This is a genomic window from Bordetella genomosp. 4 (assembly GCF_002261185.1).
In the GTDB taxonomy this organism is placed as follows: domain Bacteria; phylum Pseudomonadota; class Gammaproteobacteria; order Burkholderiales; family Burkholderiaceae_B; genus Bordetella_A.
This window is the reverse complement of record NZ_NEVQ01000017.1, coordinates 79,531-92,001: the sequence shown is the minus strand read 5'-3', so window position 1 is coordinate 92,001 and position 12,471 is coordinate 79,531. Positions and strand designations below refer to the sequence as shown.

Here is a 12,471-nt window from a genome sequence, read left to right as displayed (position 1 = left end):
ATAGTTGGAGGCCGAACGTCTGCATCCGGCCAGGATTCAGGGATCGATCAGAACCGATAGTTCGCGGACAATTCGACGCGCCGTCCGGCGCCCAACAACCATTGCGTCTGGTTGTAGTAGGCGGTCTCGGCGTACTGTTTATCGAATACGTTGTAGGCTCGCAGGGCCAGGCTCAGGTCGCGGCGAGGCTCCCATTGCAAGGCGAGGTTCGTCGTGGTGTAAGCCGCCATCTCCAGCTCGTTGGCGCTGTCGGCATAGCGTTTGCCCACATAGCGCAGTCCAGCGCTGGCGGTCCATTGCGGCGCGAAATTCCAGCTCACCCACAGATTGGCCAGTCGCTCGGGCACGTCGGGCGGCACATTGCCTCGGCGCGAGACGGCGGCGCCGTTGACGCTATCTGCATAGTCGTCGTAGTGCGCATCCAGGATCGCTCCGTTGAAATCGATGCGCCAATCGCGGGCAATTTCCATGCCTACGGTCAGCTCCAGCCCGCGGCTGGATTGACTGCCGACTTGCACGCGTAGTGCAGGATCATTGGGGTCGCGTGTGACGAGATGATTTTTGCGGATGTGATAAGCCGCCAAGGTCCATTGGCCCTTGTTGTCCCAGAATGTCTGCTTGAGTCCAATCTCGACCTGGCGGCCGGTCGAGAGTTCGAAGTCCTTGTTCGCTGGCGACAAGAGCAACAATCCGCCGACCGGGTCGGCCGCTTCGGCGTATTGCCCATATATCGCGAGCGTAGGCAATATGTCGTAGACCGATCCGACTCGCCAGCCCACATTGGTAAAGGTGGTGCGATAGGCGGTGGTGCCGGCGACGAGGTCTTCTCGTTGCAGATCAATATGGTCGTAGCGCACGCCGCCCAATACCGACCATCGTTCGGTCAGCATCAACCGGTCTTCGGCAAAGAGGGCGTACTGAGTCGCCGTATTGCGATAGCGCGGCGAGGTGCCGGCCTCGTTGATGAATTCGCCGTGATCGACCTCGTAGGGATCAACGACAGACGTGCCACCATAAGGTGAGTTGTTGGTGTGGGTGAGTTTGCTGCGATTCACCTCGCCACCCACCGAGACTTGATTCTGCAGGCCCCATAGCTGTCCGTGAAAGGCTGCATCGGCCCGCGCGCCGATTTGCGACTGATCGTGTTGAATCGCCGTGTAGGCACTGCGTTCGATCAGGCCGCTGCCGGGTTGCCAGGTGTAGTTCTCTGCATTGCGATAGTCGCGATCGCTGCCGATGTAGTAGACACGGCCACGTACAGTTGTTTGCGCGTTGGGCATCCATTCGGTCTGCAGTTCGGTGCGCTGGTCACGATAGATGATCTTGCTGTCATCGACGTTGTAGTTTTGATGGCGCAAGGAATAATCGATGTCGCCGTCAATCAAGGGCGTGCCGAAATAGCGGGTCGGCTCTTGCCACGCGTAGGCTTGGGTCAGCGTGAAATTCAGTTCGGGCGAGACATCGAGCCGCAGTGCCGCGGTGACGGCAGCGTTTTTCGAATCCCCCAGGCTCATGTCGGCATTACTGTGGTTGCCGCTGAGATCCAACCGATACGACCATCGGTCGTCGATCGCACCGCCGCTGCCGAACGCCAGGCGCTGGGTGTCGTGGGTGCCTATCGTGGTCTGGATTTCATTTTCAATCGCGCCACGGGAAGGTTTCTTGGGAATGATGTTGACCACGCCGCCTATGGCGCCCTCGCCATACAGGACCGAGGCGGGGCCGCGCAGGACCTCGATGCGCTCGACTGACCAGGGATCGTAGACAAAGGTCTGACCCAGGCCACCGTATTGACGCAGTCCGTCGTACAGGATCGCGACCGAATTCGAGTCGGTAAAGCCACGCGACGAGAGCGATGAACCGCCGTTGCCGGGGTGCCGAAACGCGCTGATGCCGGCCGCTTGCGTGATGGCGTCCATCACCGTCACGTCGCCGCGCGCGCGCAGTTGCTCGTTGGTGATGATTTCCAGGCTGGCGGGGGTCTCAAAGGGCGTGAGTGATAGCGATGATCCGGTTGCGCTGATCTCATTGAGCGTGATGGGAAAGGCGTCGCTGGATACAGAAATCGCGGGCATTGTGGCGGTCTGGGCTCGCGCGCCAGGGCTCGCCAATAGCAGCGCCACGGTCGCGGAAACGACCGTGCGCCGAGGCAGGACGGATGTCCTGACGGAACGGGATGGCATGGAAATTCTCGGTAGAAAGGGCAGGGCGGCCGTCGCGATGCGCGACGGGGAATCAAGCACTAACCGAGTGAGACAGGAGGGGCGCGCGCACCGAGCGGTGCGCCCTGAGGTGAGGTGTCAGCCAATGGTGGCGGAGCGCGCGCTGCGACTTGCAGCGTCATGGTGCCGGTGGGCACCAGCCCTGGCAGGGTGGGCAAGAGCGGCAATGCAGCCAACGCTACGCCAGCGGGACAGACGGCCGATTGTTCGGCGTGTTGAGCGTCTTGGCGCGAGGGGTGATGATCGTGTCCGGCTTTGGACGGGCCCTCTATCCATATCGGACCCGCGGCCGAGCACAATTGAATCAGTGTTGCGCTTGGATCAGTCCCGGGCATGAAGCCCTGGGGGACCAGTGCTTTCAGCGCAAATACGCACAGCGCCAGCCAGATGGCAGCGCGATAGCGTATCGATGTGAAAGCACGGTTTGCGGGATGCATGGTGCTGTAATTCTAAACTACAGCTCTAGCCGGCCGCGGCATGCATTGAGGCGGCTTTATTCGTTGGGTTCGTTGTCAGACTGCTGCGTGAATGCACGCACAAGATGCGCGATCTGATCCAGCTCGTCTTGCGCCCCGGTCGTCCAGGCGGGCACGTCAAAGGGGCTGTCCGCGGGTGTGCTGTCAACGTTGGCGCGCAAGTCGCCCAGAATATCCAGCGCCAATTCGATGGCTTGCGGGTTGCTGCGGGTGGACAGCGCCAGGGCCAGTGCGACGGTCTGGCGCATGGCGAGCAAGCGGCCATCAAGTTCTGTTTCCATGTAAAGCCTTTAAGAAAATGGATTTGAAGAAAAATTGCGATGCGCCTACTGGCAAGCGCGGGCCCCGGAGGGAGGACAATAGAAAACCTCTCTATTCTACGGATGGCATCCAGCGCCGCCGAGCCCGCAGCGCTCTCGCGTCAATGAAGATCGGCGGGATGGAGACGCCTGTCTGCACTGGCATTTCCTCCTGCAGGCGGAGTAGCTGTCGCAGCCGCAGCGCTGTTACATAAAAATAACTTGCGATTAAATCGTGCGCTATGTATTATTCAATCCATGACGACTTCATCACGCCCCTCCGCTGCCGATGCGCCATCACTGTTGCTGGACGAGCAACTGTGTTTTGCCCTGCATTCAACGGTGCTGGCGATGAACAAGGTGTATCGTAAGCTCCTGCGCTCGCTGGATCTGACGTATCCGCAATACCTGGTGATGATGGTGCTGTGGGAACAGGATCAGTTGACGCTGACGGACATCGGGCGCCGGCTGTTTTTGGATTCCGCGACCTTGACGCCCTTGCTCAAGCGCATGGAGACCGCTGGATGGCTGACCCGCACCCGCGCCGAGCAGGATGAGCGCCAAGTCATCGTGGCGCTCACCTCCGCCGGGCGCGCGCTGAAACAGAAGGCGGCCCAAGTCCCCGTCGAGGTATTGTGCGCGACGGAATGCGCGCCGGACGAGTTGGCCGCATTGAAAGTGCAGTTGGAGCAGTTGCGGGGAAGTTTGATGACGCATGCATGAGCGGGCTGGGGTGTCCGGTGTTGTGTGCCATGAATTTGCCATGTATGTAGTGCACGATTAATTTGCTTGCTATTTGTATTCGGTTCTGGCGAGCCGTATGTTGAGTAAATCGCCTGTCGTTTTATCTCTGTTAACTAAAGGAACCTGTCATGTCTCTCGAAAAAGTCGTATACCGTGCCCATGCCAAAGCCACCGGCGGCCGTGATGGCCGTGCTGTCTCGTCGGACAATATCCTGGACGTCAAACTGGCTGTCCCGCGCGAAATGGGGGGGCCTGGCGGCGGCACGAACCCTGAACAATTGTTTGCTGCGGGCTACTCCGCATGCTTTCTCGGTGCGATGAAGTTCGTCGCGAATCGCGACAAGCTGTCGATTCCGGCGGATGCGTCCATTGAGGGCGCTGTTGGTATCGGGCCTCTGCCCACCGGCTTCGGTATCGAAGTCGAGCTGAAAATCTCGTTGCCGGGTCTGGCACGCGAGCAGGCAGAAGATCTGGTGCAACGCGCGCACATCGTGTGCCCGTATTCGAATGCCACTCGCGGCAATATCGATGTCACGCTGACGATTGTGTAAGGCAGTCAATGTGTTGATGGCCGGTGCTACTTTGTCACAAGGGCGCCGGCCAGCAACCATAATCCGCCCCCGGCAATCAGCAGCAATATGACGCCGGTGATACGCTCGATCAGCGCGTTATAGCGGGTCATGGCGGCGACGATGACCGGGTGACCTATGCCCGCGCAGACCAGCAAATCCCATCCCAATACCACCGCAAACATCCACAATCCGTAGGCCCATTGCTGGGTAGGCGGTGTATGTTCGCCGGCCAATAACGAGAACAGGCTGGCATAAAACAGCGCATTTTTAGGGTTCAGAATGCCCGAGCCGAAACCCATAGCAAAGCGCCGGTGCCAAGACGGCGGCACGGCCGTGCCAACGACAGCCGAACTATGCAGCGACGCAGCGCCCGTGCGTGCATGACGGAGCAGGGCTACCCCCAGATATGCGAGATAGAGGCAGCCCGCTGCCTGCAGCAACTGGAAAAGCGCACCCGAGGGATTCAACGCAGCAAATCCGCCGATCGCCAATATGATGAAGATGCCGTTCGCAACTGCAATGCCCAAGCAGACGGTCGCGGTGGGACGCCAGCCATGTAGCAACGCGCTGCGGATAATCAAAAAGAAATCAGGACCAGGGCTGAGCAGCGCCAGGAAATGGGCGCCTGCGACCACGGCGAAGAGTTGCCAAGCGTTTGCCATATTGCCTCTTGTGAGAACGAGGCAATTCTGCTGCGCCAGAAGAATGGCGTATTGAAGAAAATTGCGGGGCCTCAGCCGCCCGAGCGTTGATAGAGGCCAGGCGTGGCGGCGACTCGCTGTTTGAAGGCCCTCTGGAAATGGCTTTGGTCTGCAAAACCCAGGTCCTGCGCGATGCGGCTCAGGCTCTGGCCACGGCGCAACAATTGGCGGGCGTGCAGAATGCGCAGATCCAGTTGATAGGCATGGGGCGTCATGCCGGTCGCCGCGCGGAATGCGCGGATGAACTGATAACGGCTCATGCCCGCCATGTCTGCCAGCGTGGCAAGGGATATGTCGTGGCTGTGGGGTTCGCGCAGCAGGGTCGTGATGTGTTGGAAGCGATGCGGCAGCAGCGGGGGCGTCGGGGCTGCCAGCCGCAGGCCTAGCCATGAACGGCTCCCTACATACAAGATGAGCGCGGATTCTTTGTCGGCGTGCGCAGCGTCGGAAAACAATAGGTCATTGAGTTCACAGAATCGCTGATAGGCTGGCAGTGCGTGGCTGACAGCCGCGTGATCGGGCAGTGCGGCGTCCCCATCGTTCTCGGCCAGCAACGCGTGAACCCATTGAGCATCCAGATGCAGCATCTGATAGCTCCATGCCGCGTCGGGATCGGGGTTGCAGGCGTGCGCGCAATGCGACGGCACCATGACCAGACTGCCGGCGGCGAGCCGATATGAGGCCTTGCCACAAGTAAAGGTGCTATGGCCGTTGTCGACGGCGCCGATGGACACGGTGTCGTGCGTGTGCGTCGCATAGCATGCGCGGCTGTTAACGGCACGCCGGCTTTCCACGTAGGGCAGCCGCGCGTCGCGCCAGAATTGGGGATGGGACATAGAGAGCGGGTGGAACGCGGGGGGCGATAGGCAACAGATTACCACTGCCGATGCCGGCCGCGTTCCCGGGATGATGGAGCGATAATGATGATTATGAATCGTTCGAAACATGCTACCGATATGGACTCCGATGTACAGCAGCCGGGTTCGGCGTCTGCTGACGATCCCGAACCTGTGCCGCCTACCCCTCCTGGCCCGAACGAGTGTTGTCAAAGTGGCTGTATTCCGTGCGTTTACGACATGTACAACGACGAAATGGAAACTTATCGCGAGGCCTTGCGTGCCTGGCGGGCTCGTCATCCGGGATCATCGTGAATGGCGGGCGCGTGGACGTCTGATGCCGGTGAAGGGGGAGCCCTGCAACCAGGGCCGAGATTTTGTTGCGCTTTGGCACCTATTTTTGCGCTCTAAGGCGCGGTGCCAGACGTTACGATAAATAGGTGCCGATGCCTGACGAGGGTGCGGCGAATCTTTCAACAAGGATTACGTCATGATGAAGACGATCGCAACTGCCGGTTTGACCGCTTTGGCTTGCCTGATGGGCACCGTGGGGGCGGCACAGGCTCAACAGATGCATGAGGCTGCGCAGCAGGCGCAGGAATATAGCTATCCCTCGCGCGACGGCAGTTACTCACCGCCCTCGACATTGCGCATTACGGAACAGCCGCAGGCCGGCACGGCGGCCCCGTCTGGCGTGGTGCGCGATACGCCGGAGAGCCTGGCCCAATACCAGCGCTGCCGCAATAACGCCGATCGTTCGGCGGTCGATCGTGCACAAATGCAAAACGAAGTTGCCGCATGCCTGCGCGAACTGGAAGCGCGTCGCCAACAATAAAGCAAGGGGATGGTAAGCTGATCGTTTCGACGTGTTGATGTGCGGGGAGCCGAGTGCAAGCTTGCTTTGTCACTGCACAGCCAATGCGTTTGACCTGATCGCTCCTCCATCCGTTTTTGTATTTCGCGACTCATGAATGCTGCCGACGACGCCCATTTGATTGAAACGCTGGTTGATAGCCAGCCCCTCTGCGAAGGCAGCTTTCTCAAAGCACGTCGCGATACGGTCCGCTTGCCCGATGGCAGGCAGGGCACGCGCGAGTACATCGTGCATCCGGGGGCCGTGGTGATCATTCCGTTGCTCGAGGATGGGCGCGTGTTGATGGAGCGCCAGTTCCGTTACCCGGTGGGGCAGGTGATGACCGAGTTCCCCGCTGGCAAGCTCGACCCCGGCGAGGATCCATTGGCGTGTGCAAAGCGCGAGCTGCTCGAGGAAACGGGCTATACGGCCAAGGAATGGGCGAGCGCGGGGGCGATGCATCTGGCGATCTCCTACTCGACCGAGATCATTCATATCTTTTTTGCGCGCGGATTGGTCGCCGGCACGGCCCAGCTCGATCAGGACGAGTTCCTGGAGGTGCGCGCGACGGCGCCTGACGAATTGGCCGAGGCTTGCCGCAGCGGCCGCGTGACGGATGCCAAGACGCTGACGTGCACGCTGTGGCTGCAAAATGTGCTGGCCGGGAATTGGCCGTTGGATTGGCAGCCGCACGATGAATCCGGAAGATCTTGAACGTCTCGTCACGCTGGAGATGCCGTTCGGCAAATATCAGGGGCGTTTAATCGCAGATCTGCCGGGACCTTATTTGGCGTGGTTTGCGCGCAAGGGATTTCCGCCTGGACAGATTGGCCGGCTATTGGCGCTGATGCACGAGTTGGACCACAATGGTCTGTCGGCGTTGCTGCAACCGCTGCGCCGACAGGCAGGGCTCAAGAAGCCGGCGTAATGGCTTCGCACGAGGCCGCGCGCTCTGCAATGCGCGCGTCCTGACCCAGCAAGGCCTGTGTGCCGCATTGTGAACCGAACATCGCCGTGGCGTCGTGTCCGACGCCCATGACTCGCTGGGGCGTGTGCGTGAGGTTGATAGGCGTGCTGCCCCGATGTGCCAGCAGGTGGTCATAGCGCAGATAGCCCAGGCCGCGCGACAGCCGGGTGGCGCCCTGAGCCTCGGCCGCGCAATGTTTGTCCAACCCGTGATCCTCGGGATTGTTGTCCGCGCTGCCCAATAGATAGACCATATCGCGCGAGGCGTAACGCACATACAGGCTGGCAGGGCTGGAGTCGCTGGCGTAGGCAGGAAGCTGTTGCGGCCCGTAGGGATATTGGTTATAGGTCGGGCAGATGCCCCGCTCGTAAGAGGCATAGCCTCCGCTCGTGCGGCGAGGGCGCTCATCTGTCAGGTACAGATAGGACGCCGCGTTTGCCACGATATAGCGCAGTCCCAAGCCCTCGCGGCGCACGGCGCCGTCCAGATCATTGAGGATCGCATAGCGCTGCAGCAACTGCGCGCCGCTGCCATGCGCAGCCAGCACGATGTCGGAGAGTGCCGGGATCGCCTTGCGATCGGCCAGCCATTGCACGATATCGTCGAGCACTTGAAACGCGCTGATCGGCCCCGGGCGCCCCGACGCCTGGATGCTTTTGCCACCGACTTCCCAACTGGATTTGCGCCAGGCAGGGAGTTTCGCAAAGTCGGCATCGACGGAGGTGGGAAACTCCAGCGCCAGGACCAGCGTATCGGTTTTGTGAGCGGGATCGCGGTTAACGAGGGCCTCGATATCCTGGTAATGCTGCCCGGCATCGCGGCGGGCACCTGGCAGTACGACAATGACGCGGCGTATGCCTTTCAGGCCTTTGCCGAGTTTATGGTTGGCGTAGACCGGCATCCGGTAGCTGTGCTTGGCCTCGCCCAACGTCAGATATTGCCATGCGGGCAGCGGGCGCGGCCCTTTGGGCAGCGGTTCGTCATAGTTGTACGGCGGAGGCAGCGGCGTTTGGGCTGCGGCAGTGCCAGCAGCCAGTGTCAGTGCCAGCATCAGCGCCATCATCGCCGAGCCGCACGAACCCGGATACGATGAGAGACGAGGCACGCTCACCGCGTTCAGCAAGTTTCTTGTCCCAATAGTTGCTTTAACGCAGGGATGTCCAGCAATTGGACTTGACGTTGACGGATCGCGATCAGGTTTTCGCGGGCCAGCCGCGAAAACAATCGGCTGGTGGTCTCTAGGGTCAGTCCGAGAAAGTTGCCGATTTCCTCGCGGGTCATGCGCAGCACGAATTCGGTGGAAGAATACCCAAGCGCGGCATAGCGTTGCGACAGGTTGAGCAAAAAGCCCGCCAGGCGCTGCTCGGATTGCAGGCTGCCCAGCGAGGCCAGCATCTGATACGAGCGCTCCAGTTCGCGGCTCATGAGGCGGCGCATCTGGTGTTGCAGCGACGGCAGTTGAGCAGCGATATGATCGATTTGAGACAAGCGGATGACACAAACCTCGGTGTCTTCCATGGCCAGCGCGGTAGAGACATGCTGCCCGTGCAGCATGCCGTCCAGGCCTATCATTTCCCCCGGCAGGTGAAAGCCGGTAATCTGCATACGTCCGGCGGCGTCTTCGATCTGGGTTTTGACGCTGCCGTAGCGTACGCTGTAGACCGCATCCAATTTGTCCTGCTGGGTGTAGAGCGTCGCGCCCTTGGGCAGGCGGATGCGCTCCTGCACGAGCTTGTCCAGTTGCTGAACGTCGGCGGCGGCCATCCCGACGGGAATGCAGACGTGGCCCAGCATGCACGTCGAGCAGTTGGGCGATTCTGGTGACAGGGGAACACGTTTTTGCATAAAGTTGGCTGCGAGTGGTGCGGCGCCTTGCGCAGACGCAAGGACATGAACAAGCTGTACCCTATTGTAAGCGCCACCGAAGGCGGCTCCGTGTGAGTGGGCCCCGCGACTGCGGGAACCGTGGAATCAAGGAGGAATTGGATTGTTACATATTGTGCAATCGCGGTGAAATTCCCACGTTTTGGGGCCTGAAAGGCCTTGAAAAAACGATCAACATCCGCACATGTTATTCATCGAGCCAAGCCGCGTATTAGTTCCGGTCAGGCTCCCCATCAAGCCTAACGACAACTCTTATGCGATTCGACAAACTGACGACTAAATTTCAGCAGGCCTTGGCTGACGCGCAAAGCCTGGCTGCTCGCAACGACCATCCCTATATCGAGCCCGTGCATGTGCTCTCGGCGCTGCTGTCCGATACAGACAGCGGAGCAGGCAGCTTGCTGGCGCGCGCAGGCGTCGCGGTTAACCGCGTGCCGGCCGCGTTGGAGGCTGCGCTGAAAGCGCTGCCTCAGGTGCAGGGCAACGACAACGTGCAGGTTGGCCGTGACCTGCAGGCCGTGCTGACGCGCACCGACAAAGAAGCCGCACGCCGTGGCGATACGTACATCGCCAGCGAATTGTTTTTGCTGGCCCTGGCTGACGACAAAGGTCCGGCCGGTACGATCCTGCGCGATGCGGGTTTGCAAAAGAAAGCGCTTGAGGCTGCGATTGACGCCGTGCGCGGAGGCGAAAACGTCTCTGCCGCCGAGGGCGAGTCCAATCGTGAGGCACTGGCCAAATACACCCTGGACCTGACCGAGCGCGCCCGCGAAGGCAAACTCGATCCGGTGATCGGCCGCGATGACGAAATCCGCCGCACGATTCAGATCCTGCAGCGCCGCACGAAGAACAACCCTGTGCTGATCGGCGAACCCGGTGTGGGCAAGACCGCCATCGTCGAGGGCCTGGCCCAGCGTATCGTCAATGACGAAGTCCCCGAAACTCTGCGAGGCAAGCGGGTGCTGTCGCTCGATCTGGCGGCGCTGTTGGCTGGCGCCAAGTTCCGTGGCGAGTTTGAAGAGCGTCTGAAAGCCGTGCTGAAAGAGCTGGCGCAAGACGATGGCCAGAACATCGTGTTTATCGATGAGTTGCACACCATGGTGGGCGCCGGCAAGGCCGAGGGCGCGATGGATGCGGGCAATATGCTCAAGCCGGCGTTGGCGCGGGGTGAGTTGCATTGCATCGGCGCGACCACGCTGGACGAGTACCGCAAGTACATCGAGAAAGACGCCGCGCTGGAGCGCCGTTTCCAGAAGGTCTTGGTCAACGAACCCGACGTCGAATCGACGATCGCGATCCTGCGTGGGTTGCAGGAACGTTACGAAATTCACCACGGTGTCGAGATCACCGATCCTGCGATTGTGGCCGCGGCCGAGTTGTCGCATCGCTACATTACGGATCGTTTCTTGCCGGACAAGGCCATCGACTTGATCGATGAGGCCGGCGCGCGCATCCGTATGGAGATCGACTCCAAGCCCGAGGTGATGGACCGTCTGGATCGACGCATCATTCAGCTGAAGATCGAACGCGAAGCCGTACGCAAGGAAACCGACGAGGGTTCCAAGCGCCGCCTCGCCGTGATCGAAGAGGAACTCGAAAAGCTGCAACGCGAGTACAACGACTACGAGGAAATCTGGAAAGCCGAAAAGGCTGCTGTACAAGGCACGCAAGCCATCAAGGAAGAAATCGACCGCGTGCGCGCCGAAATGGCCGAGTTGCAACGTAAAGGGCAATTCGACAAATTGGCAGAGCTGCAATACGGCAAGCTGCCCGAGCTCGAGGCGCGCTTGAGCGCGGCCGACAGTGCGGAGCAAAGCGAGCAGGCCGACACGGACAAACCTCGTTTGCTGCGTACGCAAGTCGGTGCAGAGGAAATCGCCGAGGTCGTATCGCGTGCGACGGGCATCCCCGTGGCCAAGATGATGCAGGGTGAACGCGAAAAATTGCTGCAAATGGAAGACCATCTGCACAAGCGCGTGGTAGGGCAGGACGAAGCCGTCCGGCTGGTATCCGACGCGATTCGCCGTTCGCGTGCCGGTCTGGCGGATCCCTCGCGTCCGTATGGCTCATTCCTGTTCCTCGGGCCGACCGGTGTGGGCAAGACCGAGCTGACGCGTGCGTTGGCGGATTTCTTGTTCGATTCCGAAGAGCACCTGATACGTATCGACATGAGTGAGTTCATGGAAAAACACTCTGTCGCGCGTTTGATCGGTGCGCCACCGGGATACGTGGGTTACGAAGAGGGCGGTTATCTGACCGAAGCGGTACGCCGCAAGCCGTACAGCGTGGTGTTGCTGGACGAGGTGGAAAAAGCCCACCCCGATGTGTTCAACGTGCTGTTGCAAGTCCTGGACGATGGTCGCCTGACCGATGGTCAAGGCCGTACGGTGGATTTCCGCAATACGGTGATTGTGATGACGTCCAACTTGGGGTCGCAACATATCCAGAGCATGGCGGGGCAGCCTTACGAAGTGATCAAGGAAGTCGTGTGGGATGAACTGAAGCAATCGTTCCGTCCGGAGTTCCTGAACCGTATCGACGAGGTAGTGGTATTCCACGGGTTGGAAGCACAACACATCGAGTCGATTGCGCGGATTCAGCTCAAGCGTCTGGCCGATCGTCTGGAGCGGCAGGAAATGCGCCTCGAGGTGTCCGATGCGGCATTGACCGAGTTGGCGCGTGCCGGGTTCGACCCTGTGTTCGGTGCTCGACCGCTCAAGCGCGCGATTCAGCAGCAGATCGAAAACCCGGTCGCCAAGCTGATCCTCGAAGGCGACTTCGGACCGCGCGATGTGGTGCCGGTCGACTGGCAAGACGGCAAGTTCGTGTTCACACGCACCTTGCAGTGAGTGATTGAGCTGTCGTAGTAAAAAGGGGGCAACGCGATATCGCGTTGCCCCCTTTTTTATCCTGGACA

General features: G+C 60.3%; 14 protein-coding genes. 7 read left to right on the top strand and 7 right to left on the bottom strand.

Annotated features, from left to right (window positions below):
• Window positions 1–47 precede the first annotated feature (47 nt).
• The 3 genes from CAL20_RS17720 to CAL20_RS17710 are packed head-to-tail and all read right to left on the bottom strand — an operon-like array spanning window position 48 to window position 2,979.
• A complete protein-coding gene (locus CAL20_RS17720) occupies window positions 48–2,183 on the bottom strand; it encodes a TonB-dependent receptor (protein WP_094838530.1) in 2,136 nt (711 codons plus the stop codon).
• A 59-nt stretch (window positions 2,184–2,242) separates the two neighbouring features.
• Window positions 2,243–2,659: a DUF2946 family protein gene (locus CAL20_RS17715; RefSeq protein WP_094822220.1), complete on the bottom strand. Its 417-nt coding sequence runs from the start codon at window positions 2,657–2,659 to the stop codon at window positions 2,243–2,245.
• A gap of 56 nt (window positions 2,660–2,715) precedes the next feature.
• Window positions 2,716–2,979 (bottom strand): hypothetical protein, encoded by a 264-nt coding sequence (locus CAL20_RS17710; protein WP_094822219.1) that lies wholly within the window; start codon window positions 2,977–2,979, stop codon window positions 2,716–2,718.
• A gap of 276 nt (window positions 2,980–3,255) precedes the next feature.
• Here CAL20_RS17710 and CAL20_RS17705 point away from each other — a divergent pair, with 276 nt between their 5' ends.
• Complete coding sequence (locus tag CAL20_RS17705; RefSeq protein WP_094822218.1) at window positions 3,256–3,720, top strand: MarR family winged helix-turn-helix transcriptional regulator; 465 nt, start codon at window positions 3,256–3,258, stop codon at window positions 3,718–3,720.
• Between the two features lie 149 nt (window positions 3,721–3,869).
• A complete protein-coding gene (locus CAL20_RS17700; RefSeq protein ID WP_094822217.1) occupies window positions 3,870–4,292 on the top strand; it encodes an organic hydroperoxide resistance protein in 423 nt (140 codons plus the stop codon).
• A 26-nt stretch (window positions 4,293–4,318) separates the two neighbouring features.
• Here the strand turns inward: CAL20_RS17700 and CAL20_RS17695 are convergent, their stop codons facing one another.
• Window positions 4,319–4,975, bottom strand: a complete 657-nt coding sequence (locus tag CAL20_RS17695; protein ID WP_094838529.1) for a LysE family translocator — start codon at window positions 4,973–4,975, stop codon at window positions 4,319–4,321.
• Between the two features lie 71 nt (window positions 4,976–5,046).
• Entirely contained in the window at window positions 5,047–5,850 is an 804-nt protein-coding gene (locus tag CAL20_RS17690; RefSeq protein WP_094838528.1) for a helix-turn-helix transcriptional regulator, read from the bottom strand.
• 120 nt (window positions 5,851–5,970) lie between these two features.
• Between CAL20_RS17690 and CAL20_RS17685 the strand changes: the two genes are divergently transcribed.
• From CAL20_RS17685 to CAL20_RS17670, 4 genes are all read left to right on the top strand, one after another.
• On the top strand, window positions 5,971–6,165 hold the full coding sequence (locus CAL20_RS17685; protein ID WP_094822258.1) for an oxidoreductase-like domain-containing protein: 195 nt from the start codon (window positions 5,971–5,973) through the stop codon (window positions 6,163–6,165).
• 178 nt (window positions 6,166–6,343) lie between these two features.
• Complete coding sequence (locus CAL20_RS17680) at window positions 6,344–6,685, top strand: hypothetical protein (RefSeq protein WP_373558311.1); 342 nt, start codon at window positions 6,344–6,346, stop codon at window positions 6,683–6,685.
• A gap of 132 nt (window positions 6,686–6,817) precedes the next feature.
• A complete protein-coding gene (locus CAL20_RS17675) occupies window positions 6,818–7,417 on the top strand; it encodes an NUDIX domain-containing protein (RefSeq protein ID WP_094838527.1) in 600 nt (199 codons plus the stop codon).
• A complete protein-coding gene (locus tag CAL20_RS17670) occupies window positions 7,398–7,631 on the top strand; it encodes a DUF3820 family protein (protein WP_094822212.1) in 234 nt (77 codons plus the stop codon). The genes CAL20_RS17675 and CAL20_RS17670 overlap by 20 nt, the downstream gene beginning before the upstream one ends.
• Here the strand turns inward: CAL20_RS17670 and CAL20_RS17665 are convergent.
• Together CAL20_RS17665 and CAL20_RS17660 are read right to left on the bottom strand one after the other, a co-directional pair.
• A complete protein-coding gene (locus CAL20_RS17665) occupies window positions 7,615–8,775 on the bottom strand; it encodes a hypothetical protein (RefSeq protein WP_256981596.1) in 1,161 nt (386 codons plus the stop codon). The two genes, CAL20_RS17670 and CAL20_RS17665, sit on opposite strands and share 17 nt — an antisense overlap.
• Before the next feature lie 11 nt (window positions 8,776–8,786).
• Window positions 8,787–9,515, bottom strand: coding sequence for a helix-turn-helix domain-containing protein (locus CAL20_RS17660; RefSeq protein ID WP_094822210.1), 729 nt, complete (start codon window positions 9,513–9,515; stop codon window positions 8,787–8,789).
• Between the two features lie 293 nt (window positions 9,516–9,808).
• On the opposite strand from CAL20_RS17660, the gene clpB reads away from it, so the two are divergent.
• The gene (gene clpB, locus CAL20_RS17655; protein WP_094838525.1) at window positions 9,809–12,403 is read left to right on the top strand and encodes an ATP-dependent chaperone ClpB; all 2,595 of its coding nucleotides are present in this window, start codon (window positions 9,809–9,811) and stop codon (window positions 12,401–12,403) included.
• The last annotated feature ends 68 nt before the right edge of the window (window positions 12,404–12,471 follow it).